The organism is Pseudomonas sp. rhizo66 (genome assembly GCF_031931925.1).
Taxonomy (GTDB): domain Bacteria; phylum Pseudomonadota; class Gammaproteobacteria; order Pseudomonadales; family Pseudomonadaceae; genus Aquipseudomonas.
This window is the reverse complement of record NZ_JAUJWZ010000020.1, coordinates 23,428-43,188: the sequence shown is the minus strand read 5'-3', so window position 1 is coordinate 43,188 and position 19,761 is coordinate 23,428. Positions and strand designations below refer to the sequence as shown.

Sequence of the window (19,761 nt, the reverse complement as noted above, 5' to 3'; positions counted from 1 at the left end):
AGTCGGGCGAGTAGGCGTTATCTGTAGGATGTTTCGCTAAATGCCTGCGAGTAGTTCATCGCCCAACAAACATTGGCCGTTGCTCAATGTCTGTAGTGCTCGTTATGCTGCTGAACCCTTTAATCAGATCCGAGCAGCGGTTCACCTGCCGCCTGGGATGTCTTTGTTAACGGATCCGATGATGAATGCACCGCTGAAGGCGTTCGGCCCGATCAAGGCCGTGATTTTCGATATGGACGGTTTGTTGCTGGACACCGAGGGCATTTACACCGAAGTCACTTCGCTGATTGCCCAGCGTTACGGGCGCACCTTCGACTGGAGCGTCAAGCAGAACATCATTGGTCGCGGGGCCAACGACCTGGCGAACTACGTGGTGCAGGCGCTGGATCTGCCGATCACCGCCGAAGAGTTTCTGGTGATCCGCGAGCCGCTGATGCGTGAGCGTTTCCCCAAGGCGCAGGCGATGCCGGGCGCCGAGGAACTGATACGCCACCTCAAGGCGCACAATATTCCCATTGCCGTGGGCACCAGTTCGTCGCGGCAATCGTTCGGGCAGAAAACCACCCTCCACCGCGACTGGTTTGCGCTGTTCGACTTCATCGTCACGGCAGACGATCCGGAAGTCGGCGCGGCGAAACCGGCACCGGATATCTTCCTGACCGCTGCCCGCCGTCTGGGTGTGGCACCTGAGGATTGCCTGGTGTTCGAGGATTCGCCGTTTGGCGTGACCGCAGCAAAAGCGGCGGGCATGACGGCCATTGCCATCCCCGATGCCGCCATGGCTGATGAAAAATACGCACATGCTGACGGGATTCTTCGCACGCTAAAAGCGTTCACCCCGAGTGCCTGTGGTTTGCCGGCGCTGGAATGGGCCTGAACCCCTGAGACAAAAAACGCCGCCCCTCTGTGAAAAGAGGGGCGGCGTTTTTCGTTCAGGTAACGCGGGATATCAGGCGCCGAAACCACCGTCGATGGTCAGGCTGGCACCGGTGATGTAACCGGCTTCCGGGCCTGCCAGATAGGCGACGAAACTGGCGATTTCTTCGGCTTTACCGTAACGACCGACCGCCATCAGCGGGATCAGGCTTTCGGCGAAGTCACCGTGCGCCGGGTTCATGTCGGTATCGACCGGGCCAGGCTGGACGTTGTTGATGGTGATGCCGCGCGGGCCGAGGTCGCGGGCCAGACCTTTGGTCAAACCGACCAGCGCCGATTTGCTCATGGCATACACACCGCCACCGGCGAAGGGCATGCGGTCGGCGTTGGTGCTGCCGATGTTGATAATGCGCGAACCTTCGCCCATGTGCTTGGCGGCTTCTTGCGAGGCGATGAACACGCTGCGCACGTTGATGGCCAGGGTCTGGTCGAAATCTTCCAGGGTGAAATCTTCCAGCGGTGCGACGGCGAGCACGCCCGCGTTGTTGACCAGAATGTCGAGGCGGCCAAAGGCTTCAACCGTGGCGCTGACCGCGTGGCGAATCGCTGCGGCGTCGGCGCTGTCGGCCTTGATCGCCAAGGCTTTGCCGCCGCTTGCGGTGATGCTGTTCTGCAACTCTTCGGCTTTCGCGGTTGAGCTGACATAAGTGAAGGCTACTGCAGCGCCTTCAGCGGCCAGGCGTTTGACGATGGCAGCGCCGATACCACGGGAACCGCCTTGAATCAGAGCGACTTTGCCGCCGAGGTGTTGAGTGGTCATGTTCGATCTCCAGATGGTTCAAGGCGGAATGCCTTGGTGTTGGCGCCGATTATCGGCGTGGTATCGACAACTGTGTAGACCATGATTGCTATAGTCTGTGTAAACCAAAAGTTTATAGTGACGATCATGGAAACCTTCAGCAGTATCGAATGCTTCGTGCGCAGTGCCGAAGTCGGCAGCTTCGCCGAAGCGGCACGACGCTTGAGTCTGACCCCGGCGGCCGTTGGCAAAAGTGTGGCCAAACTGGAGGGGCGGCTAGGCGTACGGCTGTTCCAGCGTAGTACACGCAGCCTGACGCTGACCGAGGCGGGGCAGCTTTTCCTGGATCAGGTCAGTGGCAGTCTGACGACGATTCAGAATGCCGTGGCCAATCTGTCCAGTGTCGAAGGGCTCCCGGCCGGGACGCTGAAAGTCAGCATGGGCGCCGCGTTTGGCTGTTTGCACATCGTGCCGATGCTCGGTGAGTTTCTGCGGCGATATCCCGCGATTAGTCCGGACTGGCATTTCGATAACCGACAGGTCGATCTGATCGGGCAGGGCTTTGATGCGGCCATCGGTGGCGGTTTCGAGCTTCCGCCAGGCGTGATCGCGCGCAAGTTGAGTCCGGCGCACCGGGTATTGGTGGCCTCCACCGATTATTTACAGGCCCATCCCGAGGTCCTCGATCCGGACGACCTCAACCATCACGACGGCATTTTGATTCGCTCACCGCAAACCGGGCGTGTGCGTTCCTGGCAACTGGTCGGTCGCAATCCGCAGAACTGCCGCCCGTTGATGCTCAAGGCGCGGATGACCTTGAGTGATTCCGAGGCCGCATGTGCCACGGCGGCGCAAGGGTTGGGGATTGCGCTGGTGAGCATGCCGTTTGCGGTCGGGTATCTGCAGGCGGGGAGTTTGCAGCGGGTGTTGCCGGACTGGTTTGTCGATGACGGCAACATCTCGATCTATTACGCCGAGCACAAATTGCTGCCGGGCAAGACGCGGGCGTTTGTTGATTTTCTGATTGAGCAGTTTGCGGAGCAGGGGTTGGCGCGGCGGTTTAGTGCGATTTGAGCATGGCTTGATACCGAATTGCGTCCTTCGCGAGCAGGCTCGTTCCCACATTTGGAATGCATTTCCCCTGTGGGAGCGAGCCTGCTCGCGAATGGGTCGACTCGGTTTTCGCTGATGATCTCAGCGGGCAAACCGCCCCGGCCAGCCAATGATGTTCTTCGGTCGCGGCGTTGCATAAGTCCGCACCTTCGACGTCGACAAGCGTAACCGCACCAGCGATTCCGCAATCGTCACCGCCGCCGTCACGCCATCCACCACCGGCACGCCGGTACGTCGACGAATCTGCTCATCCAGCCCGGCCATGCCGCCGCAGCCCAGACAGATCACCTCGGCTTTATCCTGCGTCACCGCCAGTTCTGCCTGATGTACGATGGCTTCCAGGGCGCGTTGCGGCTCATGTTCCAGTTCCAGAACGGCCAGACCACTGGCCCGCACCGATGCACAACGATCCCACAGACCGGACAATTTCAGCCGATCCTCGATCAGCGGCACGGTGCGATCCAGCGTGGTCACCACCGAATAAGCGTGGCCGAGAAACATCGCCGTGCTCGCCGCCGCATCAGTGATATCCACCACCGGCACGTTGAGCAATTCCTGCAGGCCTTCGCGACCATGCTCACCGTAACCGGCCTGAATGACCGCATCGAACGGTTGATCGTAGGCCATCACCCGATCCATGACCGCGATAGCGGCCAGGTAGCTTTCGAAGTTGCCTTCAATCGAGTCGGCGCCGAAGTACGGCGTCAAACCGACGATTTCGGTACCGGGCGAAGCGACAGCCTGCGCCGAGCGGGCAATGGCCTCGGTGATGGATTCGGTGGTGTTGACGTTGACCACGAGAATACGCATGGGGGAATCCTTATAGCGGGCAGTTCTGCGGCCCGAAGTCCGGGCCGCGAGGGAATTAATGGCAAACGTTGTCGACAGCGATCGATTCGCCGCTGATGTCGGCGTAGTGCGGTTGGCGTTTGGCAATGATCAGGTAGAGCATTCCGGCGATCCCGGCGCCGATCAGCCAGGAGAACGGCGAGACGCTGTGGAAACCCGGCACCAGCGCCAGGACGATGGCGATCAACGCCGCAGGAATAAACGCCGCCACCGCACGGAAATTCACCCCGCGGCTGTAGTAATAAACGCCGTCGGGATCTTCGCTGTAGAGCTGTGGGACATCGATCCGGCCTTTGCGGATCAGCCAGTAGTCGACCATGATCACCCCGTACAACGGGCCGAGCAGGGCGCCCAGACCCGACAGGAAGTACACGATCACCAGTGGGCTGTTGTAGAGATTCCACGGCAGGATCAACACGGCGATGGTCGCGCTGATCAGCCCGGCGCGGCGGAAGGTCAGGTACTCCGGCGCCAGGTTACTGAGCACGAAGGCCGGGGCGACGAAGTTGGCCATGATGTTCACCGCGACGGTGACGATCAGGAACGCCAGGCAACCGAGCACCAGGAAGAAGGTATTGGGAATCGAAGCAATGATCTCGGTCGGGCTCTCAATGATCCGGCCATTGATCTGAAATTGCGCGCCGCAGAGCAGTACGGTAATCGCGGCGAACACCAGAATATTCACCGGCAAACCCCAGAAGTTTCCGACCTTGATGGTCTTGCGGCACGGCGAAGAGCGGGCGAAATCGCAGAAATTCAGAATCAACGTGCCGTAGATCGCCAGCCACAGTGCGCCGCCGGCAAAGATGTTGCGCCACATCTCGCCACCGGTTAGCGGCTCGCGGATCGACCAGGCGATGGTTGCGTTGGCCTGGAAGTACATCCACGCGGCGAGGGCGGCGACGGTCAGCAGAATCACTGGCCCGGCAAACGCTTCATAGCGGCGGACCATTTCCATGCCGTAGGCGAGGATCGCCAGTTGCACGAACCAGATCGCCACGAAGCACACCCAACCCAGCGTCGACAGACCAAGAATCGAGTCGTGGTCGTATTCGGCGAATCCGGGATGGACTGCAGTAAGCAATACGCGAAACACCACTGACGCCAGGTACGTCTGAATGCCGAACCAGGCAATGGCGATAACCGCCCGGATCAGTGCAGGAATTTGCGCGCCGTGGATGCCGAAACTGATCCGGCTGATCACCGGAAACGGCACTCCGGTTTTCTGCCCCATGTAACCGGACAGGTTCATGAAGAAATACACCAGCGCCGCGCCGATCCCCAACGACAGCAGAATCTGCCAGCCACCCAGGCCCAACGCGTACAGACCAATGGCGAACGAATAGTTGGCGATGTTGTGCACATCGTTGGTCCACAGGGCGAAGATGCTGTATTTGCCCCAGCGTCGGCCTTCGGCCTTGGTCGGCGCCAGATCACTATTGTGCAGACGCGGACTCAGTTGCAGCGGCTCGGTCAGGCCGTCATGGGGCGACGGTTGATCGAGAGCAGAGGCGGGCAGATTCAGCGCGATGTTATTGGAGAGACTTGTACGCATTCCGGCAGGCTCCTGATGTTCAGGGCCGCGATGACTGTGCATGAGCCGTCAGGCTCGACAAATCTTCGTCGCGGCAGTGAAACCATCACTGGTTACGGGGCATCTGCAGCCTGTACGGGATAGGGCGCTTCAGGCTTGCGGATCGAAAGTGGTTTTATGTTCAGCGGTTTTGTATGCAAAACATGTATGCACTAAAGCCAGATTTGTGCCAATCGCGAATCTATAGGCGGTGTTACTCATTTCGAAAAGTTATCGATGAACACTAACTCTTTGAAAATAGGTGGTTAAAAATTGACCGTTCGTACAGCTATTTATTTTTGGCGGGTGGATTTGGCGGCAGGCGAGGGCGAGGTTTTTTCTGGCGGGATGTAACTTTTCAGGGCGTGCAAACAAAAAAGTGCACACATAAATGGCACCGATGGTGACATTTGTGTGTACACATTTTTAAGGTCGTGCAGGTGCAAAATGTGGGAGCAAGCCTGCTTGCGTATGCGTTGGATCAGTCAATGAAGATGTCGACTGAGACTACGCCTTCGCGAGCAGGCTCGCTCCCACAGGGGATGTCGCTGGAATTGGAGATCAGGCCTTGCTGATGATATTCCCGGCATGCAACCCGCATTCTTTCTGCGTCGCCTCTTCCCACCACCAGCGGCCTTCGCGCTCGTGCTGGTTGGGCAGAACCGGACGGGTGCACGGTTCGCAGCCAATGCTGATAAAACCGCGCTCATGCAGGCTGTTGTACGGCAGTTCGAGCATACGGATGTAGCCCCAGATCTCTTCGCTGGTCATCTGTGCCAACGGGTTGAACTTGTACAGGGTGCGCTCCGGGGTGGAGAACGCGGTATCGATTTCCAGCACTGCCACGGCACTACGAGTGCCCGGGCTCTGGTCGCGGCGCTGGCCGGTGGCCCAGGCTTTGACGCCGGACAGTTTGCGGCGCAGCGGTTCGATCTTGCGGATACCGCAGCATTCGCCGTGGCCGTCCTTGTAGAAGCTGAACAAGCCTTTTTCCTTCACGAACGGTTCAAGCCTGGTGTAGTCCGGCGACACCAGTTCGATGTCGATCTTGTAGTGCTCGCGCACCTGATCGATGAAGCGGTAGGTCTCCGGGTGCAGACGGCCGGTGTCGAGGCTGAACACCTTGACGTTCTTGTTGAGCTTCCAGGCCATGTCCACCAGCACCACATCCTCGGCGCCGCTGAAAGATATCCACAAGTCATCGCCGAACTCGGCAAACGCGAGCTTGAGGATGTCCTGGGCGGATTTATTGGCATAGGTCGTGGCGAGTTCCACGACGTCGAACGTTGCACTCATCAGGGCGGCTTCCTACAGGTCGGTGGCGCTGGGCGCTCTATATGGGGCCGATGGTAACAAAAAGCTGCGCGAGTCGGGGCGTGCTGTGCGTTGCGTGTCGGGATTCGAGTCGCTAGAGTTCGGCATCGCTCGACTCAAATAATCAATACAAACGGGAGTGTCTTGTGGAAATTGCTTGCCTGGATCTTGAAGGGGTGTTGGTGCCGGAAATCTGGATCGCCTTCGCCGAAAAAACCGGAATCGAATCCCTCAAGGCCACCACCCGGGACATTCCCGATTACGACGTGCTGATGAAGCAGCGTCTGCGCATCCTTGATGAGCATGGCTTGAAGCTGGCGGACATTCAGGAAGTGATCGCCACGTTGAAGCCGCTGGACGGCGCGGTGGAGTTCGTAAACTGGCTGCGCGAGCGCTTTCAGGTGGTGATTCTGTCGGACACTTTTTATGAGTTCTCGCAGCCGCTGATGCGTCAACTGGGCTTCCCGACCTTGCTTTGCCATCGCCTGATTACCGATGAAAGCGGGCGGGTGACCAGCTATCAGTTGCGTCAGAAAGATCCCAAGCGCCAATCGGTGCTGGCGTTCAAGAGCCTGTATTACCGGGTGATTGCGGCGGGGGATTCGTATAACGATACGACGATGCTGGGCGAGGCGGATGCCGGGATTCTGTTTCATGCGCCGGAGAATGTGATTCGCGAGTTTCCGCAGTTTCCCGCGGTGCACACCTTTGCTGAGTTGAAGCAGGAGTTCCTCAAAGCTTCTAACAGAGAATTGAGTTTGTAATGAATACCCCTGTAGGAGCTGCCGAAGGCTGCGATCTTTTGATCTGGTTTTTCAGGATCAAGATCAAAAGATCGCAGCCTTCGGCAGCTCCTACACGGGTTGTGTCATTCAGAGGTTCTGCAGGGTGTCGAGGAGGATTCTGACTTTGGTAATCGACTCCTGATACTCAGCCTGCCAGTCCGAATCCGCAACAATCCCGCCGCCACCCCAGCAGCACACCTGGCCATCCTTGACCAATAGACTGCGAATTGCGATGGAGCTGTCCATCTCGCCGCGCACGTCCAGGTACAGCAGCGACCCGCAATACAACCCGCGCCGGGTCGGCTCCAGCTCATCGATGATCTGCATTGCGCGAATCTTCGGCGCGCCGGTGATCGAGCCGCCGGGGAAACTGCCGGCAATCAAATCCAGTGCGTCACGATCATCCGCCAGCTCACCGGTGACGCTGCTGACCAAGTGATGCACGTTCGGATAGCTTTCCAGACTGAACAGCTCCGGCACCCGCACCGAACCGATGCGGCAGGTACGGCCGAGGTCGTTGCGCAGCAGGTCGACGATCATCAGGTTTTCCGCGCGATCCTTGGGGCTGGCCAGCAGTTCGGCGGCGTTGGCGGCATCTTCGGCCGGCGTCAGGCCGCGGGGGCGGGTGCCCTTGATCGGCCGGGTTTCCACCTGACGTTCGCTGACTTTGACGAAGCGCTCTGGCGACAGGCTCAACACCGCGCCGCCGTCGGGCAGGCTCTGGAAACCGGAGAACGGCGTCGGGCAGGCTTCACGCAATTTGCAGTACGCCAGCCACGGATCGCCCTGACATGAAGCGCGGAAGCGCTGGGCAAAGTTGACCTGATAGCAGTCGCCGGCCTGGATGTAATGCTGGATGCGTTCAAAGGCTTGACGGTAATCGTCGGCCGAAAGATCGGCGGTCATCGGCGCGTTCAGTTTGAACGGCGCCATCGATTCAATAGCCGGCTGGCTGAACAGCGCGATGAGCCGCTGTTTTTCGCTGTCGATCACGGACGGATGAAACACCAGTTGGCTGGTGGCGGTCTGGTGATCGCTGATCAGCGCCCAGTCGTACAGGCCAAAACGGGCATCCGGCAATTGCAGATCATCCAGCGCCTGGCTCGGCAGGTTTTCCAGATGCCGACCGAAGTCGTAGCTCAGGTAGCCGATCAAACCGCCGGCGAAGGGCAGGTCAAAACCCGTTGGCAAATCAGCCTCGCCCAGGCGGGTCAGATTATCCCGCAGGCGTTGTAGGAAAGCGCCGCCGCTTTCGTCGGGCAACACCGCCAGTTGTTCCAGCGGCCAGGCGCTGAGCAGGTCATAGCGGCCACGGTCGGCACTTGGTCGGCCGCTGTCGAGCAGCACGGCGCCGGGGGCGTTGCGGATGGCCGCGAAGTAGTCGGCGGGATTGGCGCGGTAGGGCAGCGGGTGTACGGAACAGGTCAACATGGTCGGGGCAGATCGGCCATTGAGGCGGGGAGGGGATTGTAGTCCTCTCCGATGCCAGATCAAAGTCAAAAGCCTCCCCCTCACCCCAACCCTCTCCCCCAAGGGGGCGAGGGGGAAAGGGAGCCGATCTTCATGCTTTTCAAAGCCGAGTTTGACTCGAAATTTCGGAAAGGGAGCCGATCTTCATGCTTTTCAAAGCCGAGTTTGACTCGAAATTTCGGAAAGGGAGCCGATCTTCTTGCTTTTCAAAGCCGAGTTTGACTCGAAATTTCGGAAAGGGAGCCGATCTTCATGCTTTTCAAAGCCGAGTTTGACTCGAAATTTCGGGAAGGGAGCCGATCTTCATGCTTTTCAAAGCCGAGTTTGACTCGAAATTTCGGGAAGGGCGCCGACCTTCATGTTTTTCAAAGCCTGAGTTCGACTCAAGACTTTCAAGTCGGCGTAGCTCCAATATCCACCTCGGTCAGTCCCCTCTCCCTCTGGGAGAGGGCTAGGGTGAGGGGCTTTTCAGCTTTTAGCCTTCGACCGCAGGAATATGCCCAAACATTTCCTGAGTAAACGCCACGCGCTCCTCAACCGTCTCCGTCACACCACGCGCCTTCAGCTCTTCCAGGCGCGCTTCCACCGCGTGCGTACGCAACGTCAGCCCACAGTCGTTGGCGATCTGGATATTCAAACCCGGCCGCGCATTCAATTCCAGAATCAGCGGGCCTTTCTCCTGATCCAGCACCATGTCCACACCGATATACCCCAACCCGCACAGCTCATAGCAGCCGGCCGCGAGTTTCATGAAACCGTCCCAGTAGGGCAGTTGCACGCCGTCCACCGCGTTGGTGGTGTCGGGGTGTTTGGTAATGATGTTGTTCAGCCAGGTGCCGCGCAGCGTCAGACCCGTGGCCAAGTCGACACCGACACCGATGGCGCCCTGGTGCAGGTTGGCCTTGCCGCCGGACTGCCGGGTCGGCAGGCGCAACATGGCCATCACCGGGTAGCCCATCAACACGATGATGCGGATGTCCGGCACACCTTCGTAGCTGATGCTTTTGAAGATTTGATCCGGAGTCACGCGGTATTCGATCAACGCGCGGTCGCGGTGCCCGCCCAGTGAATACAAACCGGTGAGGATGCTTGAGATGTGATGTTCCAGCTCTTCATGAGCAAGGATCTTGCCCGACACCGTGCGATAGCGGCCCTCGAAGCGGTCGGCAATCACGATGATGCCGTCGCCGCCAGCGCCCTGGGCCGGTTTGATCACGAAGTCGTTGCGGCCGCCGATGATCTCGTCGAGCTTGTCGATTTCCTTCTCTGTGGAAATCACGCCATACAGTTCCGGCACGTGAATGCCGGCCTCGATGGCGCGCTCCTTGGTGATGATCTTGTCATCGACGATCGGGTACAGGCTGCGCTTGTTGTACTTGAGCACGTAGTCGGCGTTACGCCGATTGATGCCCATGATGCCCCGCGCTTCCAGGGCCTTCCAGGTCTTCCAGAAACCGAACATCAGGCGTCAGCCTTCTTCAGGAAAGCCTTGAAACGCACCAGCTCGGTCAGGCGGTAGCCGCGATAACGCCCCATCGCCAGCATGAAACCGACCAGAATCAGCAGGATCGCCGGGAAGGTGAACACGAAGTAGACCAGCTCAGGCACGGTCATGATCAGGTGCGCCAGGGACGCCGCGAACAGCGTGCCGATCGCGACTTTCATCGCATGGCTGGCGCCGCGCTCTTCCCAGGTGATCGACAGGCGTTCGATGGTCATGGTCAGAATCACCATCGGGAACAGCGCCACCGAAAGCCCGCGCTCCAGGCCAAGCTTGTGGCTGAACAGGCTGATCGCCGCGATCAACACCACAACAAAGGTCAGCACCACCGAGAGGCGCGGCAGCATTTGCAGCTTCAGGTGTTCCAGATACGACCGTAACGACAGGCCCAGCGCGGTGATCACGGTAAACAGCAGAATGCCGAAGCCCAGTTGGGTTTCGCGGAAGGCGAGGGCGATCAGTACCGGGGTGAACGTGCCGAGGGTCTGCAGGCCGATCAGGTTGCGCAGAATCAGGATCACCAGCACGCCGATCGGGATCATCACCATGATCATGAAGGTCTGCTGAGTCTGCAGCGGCAAGCCGTACAGCGAGTATTCGAGGAAGTTGGCGTCGGTGTTTTCGTCCGTCAGCTTGGCCAGACGAATCGCGTTCATCTCGCTGTTGTTGAGGCTGAAGGTCACGTTGGCTTTCTTGCCGCCGTCGACGGTGATCAGGTTTTCATCGCCGGTCCACCACAACAGGCGGTCGGTCGGCAGGCCTTGTTCGCCGGTTTCCGGGTTGAAGTACAGCCAGTCGTTGCCGTTGAAGCTGCGCAGCCACAGTTCAGGCGTTTGCGGCTGGTCGGCGACGAGGCGGATGGTATGGACTTTTTCCACCGGCACGTGGGCGATGGACAGCAGCAGTTCGACGATTTTGGCTTTGTGCGGCGTCGACGGATCGCCGGCCAGCAGCAGTTTCACGTTGTCATCGTTGACGTTGTTGACGCGTTTGATCGCCTCGCCAATAAAGGTTTCGACGTCGGCAGAGTGCTGGCGGATCGGCGCGAGCAGGGCTTCGGCGGCGATTTTCTCAGGGCCTTCAATGGCGATGCTGTCGCGGAAGGTCGGGCCTTTGATCTTGGATTTTTCCGCGGTGTAACGCTTGGTCAGCACCAGACGGTAATAAAGGGTCTGGTTGCCCTTGGCCCGGCGCGCCGACCAGGTGACCTTGCGGTTGCCGTCGACGCGGTTGACGGCGACGCCGTAGTTATTGGAGATAAAACTCTCGTTAAGGCTGACGTAATCGCGGCTCAACGGTGGCACGAACATCTGGATCTTTACCGGATCCTTGGTGCTGGCGACGAACTCGACTTTGGCGTCGATGTTCCACAAGTCGTCGGTGGCGTCTTCGGTCACCGGGATGCCGAGCACGAAAATCTGATAGGCCGTAACCGAAACGCCCAGGAGCACCAGAATGGTAATCAGGATTTTCAGGTGGAAGGTTAGAGAACGCATGGAAATTACTCGGCGGTATGAGCGGCGATGGTGCAGGCGGGTTTGCCGGCAGCGTATTTAAGACTGGGGTCGACCAGCGCGTCGAAGCGTTTCAGCGCTTCGGAGCCGATCAAAAGCGGGTATTGGAACGCACTTCGGTCGGTCAGGTTCACTTCGATGCTGCGCATTGCTGTGCCCATGCAGATATCCAGCTCGATCACCGGACGGGCGGTGTACTTCTTGCCTTCTTCCGGGTCGTAGTCGCCGGCGCGGCGCTTGATCTTGCTGACCCGCGCCAGCGGCCGTTCGATCGGGTGCGAATGCGCGGCGTCGATGGCCAGGTAGAAACGTACCCAGGACTCACCGTTGCGTTTAAAGCGTTTGATGTCGCGGGCACTCAGTGAGGCGGTTTTCGCCCCGGTGTCGAGTTTGGCCGCCACTTCCAGATTGATGCCGTCAAGCGAAGCGTATTCGTTGAGGCCGTACACGGTTTTTTCCCCCGCGGCGGCGAGGCCGGGCAGGCAAAACAGGGCGAAGAATGTGGGAAAAGGCTTGAGTCTCATAAATCCTGGTGCGCAGCGTTCCGTTTTCGGTTCAGGTCCTTGGCAAAAGTTGCGCAAGGCCCTTCGTGTGCCTATCAGCTTTTTATGACAAGCCGTACAAATGGCCAGCAAATGCGGGCGGCATTCTAGCACGGTGGTTTTATGGCGCCAGCGCTGGGGCGGGTCTATAGAAGATCAAAAGATCGCCGCCTGCGGCAGCTCCTACCTTGGATTTGCGTGCGCCCTGTAGGCGCGGCCGAAGGCTGCGATCTTTTAAGGTTATTAGACGATTGTCGACAATACCTATTTATCCTTTGACTGATGCCGGCGAATTGGCTAGTTTTTGCCGCATTGGATTTAAAGGTGTCGACAATCATGCTGGATCAACTCGATCCCCCGGTCATCAGCGGCGACGATTCCGAGACACTCTCGGAAAACGTCTTCCGGCGTATTCAGGCGGCCATCGTCAAAGGCGAGATCGCCCCGGGCAGCAAGATCTCCGAGCCGGAGCTGGCGCGCACTTACGGCATCAGTCGCGGGCCGCTGCGTGAGGCGATTCATCGTCTGGAAGGCCAGCGCCTGCTGGTGCGCGTACCGCATGTCGGCGCGCGGGTGGTGTCGCTCAGCCATGCCGAATTGCTTGAACTCTATGAAATCCGCGAATCCCTCGAAGGCATGGCCTGCCGTCTGGCGGCCGAACGCATGAGCGTAGAAGAAATCGACGAACTGCGCCGGGTGCTGGAAACCCACGAGCGCGACGCAGCGTTTCAGGCCGGTGTTGGCTATTACCAGCAGGAAGGCGATTTCGACTTCCACTACCGGATCATCCAGGGCAGCGGCAACCGCACGCTGACGCAGATGCTCTGCGGCGAGCTGTATCAACTGGTGCGCATGTACCGCATCCAGTTCTCCACCACGCCGAACCGCCCGCGCCAGGCCTTTGCCGAACACCACCGGATTCTCGATGCCATCGCCGACCGTGACGGCGAGCTCGCGGAATTATTGATGCGCCGTCACATCGGCGCCTCGAAACGCAACATCGCCCGTCATTACCAGGACGGCGCCCACAACAAGACAGCCACTGAACGAGGTGAGTCATGAGTTCCAACCTGAACACTCCAGGCCAGCGTTTCCGCGATGCGGTCGCCAGCGAGCACCCCTTGCAAGTGGTCGGCGCGATCAATGCCAACCATGCGCTGCTGGCCAAGCGTGCCGGTTTCAAGGCGATCTACCTGTCCGGTGGCGGGGTGGCCGCAGGTTCGCTCGGCGTGCCGGATCTGGGCATTACCGGTCTGGACGACGTGCTGACTGACGTTCGGCGCATCACCGACGTATGCGATCTGCCGCTGCTGGTCGACGTGGACACCGGTTTCGGCTCGTCGGCGTTCAACGTCGCGCGTACGGTCAAGTCGATGATCAAGTTTGGCGCGGCGGCGATTCACATCGAGGATCAGGTGGGTGCCAAGCGCTGCGGCCACCGTCCGAACAAAGAGATCGTCAGCCAGCAGGAAATGGTCGACCGCATCAAAGCTGCGGTCGATGCGCGTACCGATGACAGCTTCGTGATCATGGCGCGCACCGATGCGCTGGCGGTGGAAGGTCTGGAATCGGCACTTGATCGCGCAGCGGCATGCATCGAGGCCGGCGCCGACATGATCTTCCCGGAAGCCATCACGGAACTGGAGATGTACAAGCTGTTCGCCAACCGCGTGAAAGCGCCGATTCTGGCCAACATCACCGAGTTCGGTTCGACGCCGCTGTACACCACCGAGCAACTGGCCGGCGCCGACGTGTCGCTGGTGCTGTACCCGCTGTCGGCGTTCCGCGCGATGAACAAAGCGGCGGAAAACGTCTACACCGCGATCCGCCGCGACGGCACGCAACAGAATGTCATCGACACCATGCAGACTCGCATGGAGCTTTACGATCGCATCGACTACCACACCTTCGAGCAGAAGCTCGATGCGTTGTTTGCCGCGAAAAAATGATTGAAAGATCAAAAGATCGCAGCCTCGTTTCACTCGACAGCTCCTACAGGAGCGCGTTCGATGTAGGAGCTGCCGAAGGCTGCGATCTTTTGCGAACAACACCGTAATTGCAGATTCCCTAACAAATTCAAAAATTGGAGACAGCAATGGCCGAAGCAAAAGTACTCAGTGGCGCCGGGCTCCGTGGCCAGGTCGCCGGGCAAACCGCACTGTCCACCGTGGGCCAGGCCGGTGCCGGGCTGACCTATCGCGGCTACGACGTGCGCGAACTGGCAGCCGATGCGCAATTTGAAGAAGTCGCTTACCTGCTGCTGTACGGCGAGCTGCCGACCCAGGCGCAACTCGACGAATACCAAGGCAAACTGAGCAAACTGCGCGACCTGCCGCAAGCGCTGAAAGAAGTGCTCGAACGCATCCCTGCCGACGCCCACCCGATGGACGTGATGCGCACCGGTTGCTCGTTTCTCGGCAACCTCGAGCCGGAGAAAGACTTCTCCGAGCAGCGCGACAAGACTGACCGCCTGCTGGCCGCGTTCCCGGCGATCATGTGCTACTGGTATCGCTTCAGCCACGACGGCAAACGCATCAACTGCGTCAGTGACGAGCCGACCATCGGCGGCCACTTCCTGCACCTGCTGCACGACAAGAAGCCAAGCGAACTGCACGTCAAAGTGATGAACGTCTCGCTGATCCTTTATGCCGAGCACGAATTCAACGCATCGACCTTCACCGCACGGGTTTGCGCCTCGACGCTGTCCGATCTGTATTCCTGCGTCACAGCTGCCATCGGTTCGCTGCGTGGCCCGCTGCACGGCGGTGCCAATGAAGCGGCGATGGAAATGATCGAGCGCTTTTCGTCGCCGGAAGAGGCGATCAAAGGCACCCTCGGCATGCTCGAGCGCAAGGACAAGATCATGGGCTTCGGCCACGCGATCTATAAGGACAGCGATCCGCGCAACGAGGTGATCAAGGGCTGGTCGAAAAAACTCGCGGACGAAGTCGGCGACAAGGTGTTGTTCCCGGTCTCGGAAGCCATCGACAAGACCATGTGGGAGCAGAAGAAACTGTTCCCCAACGCCGATTTCTACCATGCCTCGGCGTACCACTTCATGGGCATCCCGACCAAGCTGTTCACGCCGATCTTCGTCTGCTCGCGCCTGACCGGCTGGGCCGCGCACGTGTTCGAGCAGCGCGCCAACAACCGCATCATCCGTCCAAGCGCCGAGTACATCGGCGTTGAACAGCGCAAGTTCGTGCCAATCGAACGTCGCTGAAATGGTGAGCTGACCCGATCCCGGAAAACACCGCAAATCCCTGTAGGAGCTGCCGAAGGCTGCGATCTTTTGATCTTGATCTTAAAAACAAAAATCAAAAGATCGCAGCCTTCGGCAGCTCCTACAGGGGAGGGGTGATTTTCAAGGTCGGTGTCGCCCCCACCCTTTGCAACCACCGTGACCCGAGTCCTGACCCGATGAACACAGCATTCCGCAAAACCCTGCCCGGCAGTCCTCTGGATTATTTCGATGCCCGCGCGGCTGTCGAGGCGATCCAGCCCGGCAGTTACGACACCCTGCCGTACACCTCCCGCGTGCTGGCGGAAAACCTCGTGCGTCGCTGCGACCCGGCCACGCTCACCGATTCCCTCAAGCAACTGATCGAACGTAAACGCGACCTCGACTTCCCGTGGTATCCGGCCCGTGTGGTCTGCCACGACATTCTCGGCCAGACCGCGCTGGTCGACCTCGCCGGCCTGCGTGACGCGATTGCGCAGCAGGGCGGCGATCCGGCGCAGGTCAACCCGGTGGTGCCGACGCAATTGATCGTCGACCACTCGCTGGCGGTGGAGGCGGGCGGTTTCGACAAGCAGGCGTTCGAGAAGAACCGCGCCATTGAAGACCGTCGCAACGAAGACCGATTCCACTTCATCAACTGGACCAAAAAGGCCTTCAAGAACGTTGATGTAATCCCGCCGGGCAACGGCATCATGCACCAGATCAACCTGGAGAAAATGTCCCCGGTGATCCAGGTGCGCGACGGCGTAGCCTTCCCCGACACCTGCGTCGGCACCGACAGCCACACTCCGCATGTCGATGCGCTGGGCGTGATCGCCATCGGCGTCGGCGGTCTTGAAGCCGAGAGCGTGATGCTCGGCCGCGCGTCGTGGATGCGTCTGCCGGAAAGCGTCGGCGTCGAACTGACCGGCAAGCTGCAACCGGGCATCACCGCCACCGACATGGTGCTGGCGCTGACCGAATACCTGCGCAAACAGAAAGTGGTTGGCGCGTGGCTGGAGTTCTTCGGCGAAGGGGCGGCGGCGCTGACCCTCGGCGACCGCGCGACCATCTCCAACATGGCCCCGGAATACGGCGCCACTGCAGCGATGTTCTACATCGACCGGCAGACCATCGATTACCTGAAACTGACCGGTCGCGAAGACCAGCAAGTGCAGTTGGTCGAGCAATACGCCAAGCTCACCGGCCTGTGGGCCGACAGCCTGAAAGGCGCGCAATACGAGCGCGGCCTGACCTTCGACCTGTCGTCGGTAGTGCGCAACATGGCCGGCCCAAGCAACCCGCACGCCCGCGTTGCGGTGTCGGATCTGGCCGCCAAAGGCATCTCCGGGCAGTGGGATGACGTGCCGGGGCAAATGCCCGACGGCGCGGTGATCATCGCTGCCATCACCAGTTGCACCAACACCAGCAACCCGCGCAACGTGATTGCTGCCGGACTGCTGGCGCGTAATGCCAACAAGCTTGGCCTGACCCGCAAACCGTGGGTCAAATCCTCGCTGGCGCCGGGCTCGAAAACCGTGGCGCTGTACCTCGACGAAGCAGGGTTGACCACGGAGCTGGAACAGCTCGGTTTCGGCGTCGTCGCGTTCGCCTGCACCACCTGCAACGGCATGTCCGGCGCACTCGATCCGGTGATCCAGCAAGAGATTATCGACCGCGATCTGTATGCGACTGCCGTGCTCTCGGGCAACCGCAACTTCGACGGCCGCATTCACCCGTACGCCAAGCAGGCATTCCTCGCTTCGCCGCCATTGGTGGTCGCGTACGCCATTGCCGGGACCATCCGTTTCGATATCGAGAAGGATGTGCTGGGTGTGGTCGACGGCAAGGAAATCCGCCTGAAAGACATCTGGCCGAGCGACGAAGAAATCGACGCGGTGGTGAAATCTTCGGTCAAGCCTGAGCAGTTCCGTAAGGTCTACATTCCGATGTTCGCCGTCCATGAAGACACCGGCCCGAAAGTCACGCCGTTGTACGACTGGCGCGAGATGAGCACCTACATCCGCCGTCCACCGTACTGGGAAGGCGCACTGGCCGGCGCCCGTCCGCTGAAGGGTATGCGCCCGCTGGCGGTGCTGCCGGACAACATCACCACCGACCACCTGTCGCCATCGAACGCAATCATGCTCGACAGCGCCGCCGGCGAATACCTGGCGAAAATGGGCCTGCCGGAAGAGGACTTCAACTCCTACGCCACCCACCGTGGCGACCACTTGACCGCGCAGCGTGCAACCTTCGCCAACCCGAAACTGTTCAACGAAATGGTCGTGGAAAACGGCAAGGTCAAACAGGGTTCACTGGCGCGTGTCGAGCCGGAAGGCAAGGTCATGCGCATGTGGGAAGCCATCGAAACCTACATGGAACGCAAGCAGCCGCTGATCATCATTGCCGGCGCCGATTACGGTCAGGGGTCGTCCCGTGACTGGGCGGCAAAAGGTGTGCGTCTGGCCGGTGTCGAGGCGATTGCCGCTGAGGGTTTCGAGCGCATTCACCGCACCAACCTGGTGGGCATGGGCGTGTTGCCGCTGGAGTTCAAGCCGGGCACCGACCGTCACACCCTGGCCATTGATGGCAGCGAAACCTACGACGTGGTTGGCGAGCGCAAACCGCGTGCGGATCTGACGCTGGTGATCCACCGCAAGAATGGCGAGCGCGTTGAAGTGCCAGTGACCTGCCGTCTGGATACCGCTGAAGAAGTGTCGATCTACGAGGCCGGCGGCGTGTTGCAGCGCTTCGCTCAGGACTTCCTCGAAGAGTCGGCGGTTGCCGTTTAAAACAAGTTAAGTGACCAAGGGATGACGAATCCCTTGGTTCTTTGAGGAGCAACCATGGCTCACGCACCACAAATCAAAATCCCCGCCACCTACATGCGCGGCGGCACCAGCAAAGGCGTGTTCTTCAGCCTCAAGGACCTGCCCGAAGCCGCGCAGATTCCTGGCCCGGCTCGCGACGCTTTGCTGCTGCGCGTGATCGGCAGCCCCGACCCGTACGACAAGCAAATCGACGGCATGGGCGGCGCCACCTCCAGCACCAGCAAAACCGTGATTCTGTCGAAAAGCATCAAGGCCGATCACGACGTCGATTACCTGTTCGGTCAGGTCTCCATCGACAAGCCGTTCGTTGACTGGAGCGGCAACTGCGGCAACCTCTCGGCAGCGGTCGGTTCGTTCGCCATCAGCAACGGTCTGGTCGACGCCAGCCGCATTCCGTACAACGGTGTCGCGGTGGTGCGCGTGTGGCAGGCCAACATCGGCAAAACAATTATTGCCCACGTGCCGATCACCAACGGCGAAGTACAGGAAACCGGTGACTTCGAACTTGACGGCGTGACCTTTCCAGCGGCTGAAGTGCAGGTTGAATTCATGGACCCGGCGGCTGAAGAAGAGGGTGGCGGTGGCTCGATGTTTCCTACCGGCAACCTGGTCGATGAGCTGGAAGTGCCGGGTGTTGGCACCTTCAAGGCGACCATGATCAATGCTGGCATCCCGACGATTTTCGTCAACGCCGAAGACATTGGTTACACCGGCACCGAGCTGCAAAGCGCGATCAACAGCGATCCGCAAGCGCTGCAGATGTTCGAGACCATTCGTGCCTACGGCGCGCTGCGCATGGGCCTGATATCGAATCTGGATGAAGCGGCCAAACGTCAGCACACGCCGAAAGTTGCGTTTGTCGCCAAGCCTGCTGCGTATGTGGCGTCCAGTGGCAAAGCGATCGGCGCGGGTGATGTGGATTTGCTGGTGCGGGCGTTGTCGATGGGCAAGTTGCACCACGCGATGATGGGCACGGCGGCCGTTGCGATTGGTACGGCGGCGGCCATTTCCGGCACCTTGGTAAACCTTGCGGCCGGTGGCGTTGAACGCAATGCCGTGCGCTTCGGGCATCCGTCCGGGACGTTGCGCGTTGGCGCTGAAGCCAGTCTGGAAAACGGTGAGTGGATCGTCAAAAAAGCAATCATGAGCCGCAGTGCGCGCGTGCTGATGGAAGGCTACGTACGCATTCCCGGGGATTCTTTCTGACTCGCGAACCTTTTCCCTCACCCCAGCCCTCTCCCGGAGGGAGAGGGGGCCGACCGAGGTGTCTGACGCTGTACATCGACCTGAAAGATCCAGTCGATTATGGATTCAGGGGGGCGACCGAGGCGTCTGAAGGAGTGCACCGACCTGAAAGATCGATTCAGGGGC

General features: G+C 59.7%; 16 protein-coding genes. 8 read left to right on the top strand and 8 right to left on the bottom strand.

All coding sequences use genetic code 11. From position 1 onward, the window contains the following. Window positions 1–181 precede the first annotated feature (181 nt). Complete coding sequence (locus QZR14_RS22370; protein ID WP_122842763.1) at window positions 182–877, top strand: HAD-IA family hydrolase; 696 nt, start codon at window positions 182–184, stop codon at window positions 875–877. Between the two features lie 72 nt (window positions 878–949). Here QZR14_RS22370 and QZR14_RS22365 read toward each other — a convergent pair whose 3' ends face one another. Further along, complete coding sequence (locus QZR14_RS22365) at window positions 950–1,696, bottom strand: 3-oxoacyl-ACP reductase family protein (RefSeq protein WP_093431727.1); 747 nt, start codon at window positions 1,694–1,696, stop codon at window positions 950–952. Between the two features lie 126 nt (window positions 1,697–1,822). Here QZR14_RS22365 and QZR14_RS22360 point away from each other — a divergent pair, with 126 nt between their 5' ends. Then, on the top strand, window positions 1,823–2,749 hold the full coding sequence (locus tag QZR14_RS22360; protein ID WP_311997770.1) for a LysR family transcriptional regulator: 927 nt from the start codon (window positions 1,823–1,825) through the stop codon (window positions 2,747–2,749). 120 nt (window positions 2,750–2,869) lie between these two features. On the opposite strand, the gene QZR14_RS22355 is transcribed toward QZR14_RS22360, so the two are convergent. The 3 genes from QZR14_RS22355 to QZR14_RS22345 all read right to left on the bottom strand — a co-directional run bounded on the left by QZR14_RS22355 (window position 2,870) and on the right by QZR14_RS22345 (window position 6,506). Beyond that, window positions 2,870–3,598, bottom strand: coding sequence for an aspartate/glutamate racemase family protein (locus QZR14_RS22355; protein ID WP_095047763.1), 729 nt, complete (start codon window positions 3,596–3,598; stop codon window positions 2,870–2,872). Between the two features lie 55 nt (window positions 3,599–3,653). Next, a complete protein-coding gene (locus QZR14_RS22350) occupies window positions 3,654–5,192 on the bottom strand; it encodes an NCS1 family nucleobase:cation symporter-1 (protein ID WP_311997769.1) in 1,539 nt (512 codons plus the stop codon). A 579-nt stretch (window positions 5,193–5,771) separates the two neighbouring features. Beyond that, entirely contained in the window at window positions 5,772–6,506 is a 735-nt protein-coding gene (locus QZR14_RS22345) for a phosphoadenylyl-sulfate reductase (RefSeq protein ID WP_123448528.1), read from the bottom strand. A 164-nt stretch (window positions 6,507–6,670) separates the two neighbouring features. Between QZR14_RS22345 and thrH the strand changes: the two genes are divergently transcribed. After that, on the top strand, window positions 6,671–7,288 hold the full coding sequence (gene thrH / locus QZR14_RS22340; protein ID WP_250603949.1) for a bifunctional phosphoserine phosphatase/homoserine phosphotransferase ThrH: 618 nt from the start codon (window positions 6,671–6,673) through the stop codon (window positions 7,286–7,288). Between the two features lie 108 nt (window positions 7,289–7,396). Here thrH and pabB read toward each other — a convergent pair whose 3' ends face one another. The 4 genes from pabB to rloA form a co-directional block, all read right to left on the bottom strand. Continuing rightward, entirely contained in the window at window positions 7,397–8,740 is a 1,344-nt protein-coding gene (gene pabB, locus QZR14_RS22335; protein WP_311997768.1) for an aminodeoxychorismate synthase component I, read from the bottom strand. A 514-nt stretch (window positions 8,741–9,254) separates the two neighbouring features. After that, window positions 9,255–10,241, bottom strand: coding sequence for an alpha-L-glutamate ligase-like protein (locus QZR14_RS22330; RefSeq protein ID WP_160057043.1), 987 nt, complete (start codon window positions 10,239–10,241; stop codon window positions 9,255–9,257). Further along, the gene (gene rloB, locus QZR14_RS22325; protein ID WP_093431750.1) at window positions 10,241–11,776 is read right to left on the bottom strand and encodes an osmotic stress tolerance membrane protein RloB; all 1,536 of its coding nucleotides are present in this window, start codon (window positions 11,774–11,776) and stop codon (window positions 10,241–10,243) included. The genes QZR14_RS22330 and rloB overlap by 1 nt, the downstream gene beginning before the upstream one ends. Window positions 11,777–11,781: 5 nt before the next feature. Continuing rightward, on the bottom strand, window positions 11,782–12,318 hold the full coding sequence (gene rloA, locus QZR14_RS22320) for a retropepsin-like aspartic peptidase RloA (protein WP_053116866.1): 537 nt from the start codon (window positions 12,316–12,318) through the stop codon (window positions 11,782–11,784). A gap of 357 nt (window positions 12,319–12,675) precedes the next feature. Between rloA and QZR14_RS22315 the strand changes: the two genes are divergently transcribed. The 5 genes from QZR14_RS22315 (at window position 12,676) to prpF (ending at window position 19,596) form a co-directional block, all read left to right on the top strand. After that, on the top strand, window positions 12,676–13,398 hold the full coding sequence (locus QZR14_RS22315) for a GntR family transcriptional regulator (RefSeq protein ID WP_172828118.1): 723 nt from the start codon (window positions 12,676–12,678) through the stop codon (window positions 13,396–13,398). Then, window positions 13,395–14,285 carry a methylisocitrate lyase gene (gene prpB, locus QZR14_RS22310; protein ID WP_250603955.1) on the top strand — a complete coding sequence of 297 codons (891 nt, stop codon included), beginning with the start codon at window positions 13,395–13,397 and terminating at the stop codon, window positions 14,283–14,285. Before QZR14_RS22315 ends, prpB begins: the two co-directional genes overlap by 4 nt. Before the next feature lie 146 nt (window positions 14,286–14,431). Further along, window positions 14,432–15,559, top strand: coding sequence for a bifunctional 2-methylcitrate synthase/citrate synthase (gene prpC, locus QZR14_RS22305; protein ID WP_311997767.1), 1,128 nt, complete (start codon window positions 14,432–14,434; stop codon window positions 15,557–15,559). Between the two features lie 197 nt (window positions 15,560–15,756). Continuing rightward, window positions 15,757–18,351 (top strand): Fe/S-dependent 2-methylisocitrate dehydratase AcnD, encoded by a 2,595-nt coding sequence (gene acnD, locus QZR14_RS22300; RefSeq protein WP_311997766.1) that lies wholly within the window; start codon window positions 15,757–15,759, stop codon window positions 18,349–18,351. A gap of 54 nt (window positions 18,352–18,405) precedes the next feature. Continuing rightward, window positions 18,406–19,596 carry a 2-methylaconitate cis-trans isomerase PrpF gene (prpF, locus tag QZR14_RS22295; RefSeq protein ID WP_311997765.1) on the top strand — a complete coding sequence of 397 codons (1,191 nt, stop codon included), beginning with the start codon at window positions 18,406–18,408 and terminating at the stop codon, window positions 19,594–19,596. Window positions 19,597–19,761 lie beyond the last annotated feature (165 nt).

Excerpts from the sequence above, each read along its gene's own strand:
- pabB (WP_311997768.1), bottom strand. The coding sequence starts at position 8,740 with ATGTTGACCTGTTCCGTACACCCGCTGCCCTACCGCGCCAATCCCGCC.
- QZR14_RS22330 (WP_160057043.1), bottom strand. The coding sequence starts at position 10,241 with ATGTTCGGTTTCTGGAAGACCTGGAAGGCCCTGGAAGCGCGGGGCATC.
- rloA (WP_053116866.1), bottom strand. The coding sequence starts at position 12,318 with ATGAGACTCAAGCCTTTTCCCACATTCTTCGCCCTGTTTTGCCTGCCC.
- QZR14_RS22355 (WP_095047763.1), bottom strand. The coding sequence starts at position 3,598 with ATGCGTATTCTCGTGGTCAACGTCAACACCACCGAATCCATCACCGAG.
- QZR14_RS22360 (WP_311997770.1), top strand. The coding sequence starts at position 1,823 with ATGGAAACCTTCAGCAGTATCGAATGCTTCGTGCGCAGTGCCGAAGTC.
- prpC (WP_311997767.1), top strand. The coding sequence starts at position 14,432 with ATGGCCGAAGCAAAAGTACTCAGTGGCGCCGGGCTCCGTGGCCAGGTC.
- QZR14_RS22365 (WP_093431727.1), bottom strand. The coding sequence starts at position 1,696 with ATGACCACTCAACACCTCGGCGGCAAAGTCGCTCTGATTCAAGGCGGT.
- acnD (WP_311997766.1), top strand. The coding sequence starts at position 15,757 with ATGAACACAGCATTCCGCAAAACCCTGCCCGGCAGTCCTCTGGATTAT.
- prpF (WP_311997765.1), top strand. The coding sequence starts at position 18,406 with ATGGCTCACGCACCACAAATCAAAATCCCCGCCACCTACATGCGCGGC.
- prpB (WP_250603955.1), top strand. The coding sequence starts at position 13,395 with ATGAGTTCCAACCTGAACACTCCAGGCCAGCGTTTCCGCGATGCGGTC.
- QZR14_RS22370 (WP_122842763.1), top strand. The coding sequence starts at position 182 with ATGAATGCACCGCTGAAGGCGTTCGGCCCGATCAAGGCCGTGATTTTC.
- rloB (WP_093431750.1), bottom strand. The coding sequence starts at position 11,776 with ATGCGTTCTCTAACCTTCCACCTGAAAATCCTGATTACCATTCTGGTG.
- QZR14_RS22350 (WP_311997769.1), bottom strand. The coding sequence starts at position 5,192 with ATGCGTACAAGTCTCTCCAATAACATCGCGCTGAATCTGCCCGCCTCT.
- QZR14_RS22345 (WP_123448528.1), bottom strand. The coding sequence starts at position 6,506 with ATGAGTGCAACGTTCGACGTCGTGGAACTCGCCACGACCTATGCCAAT.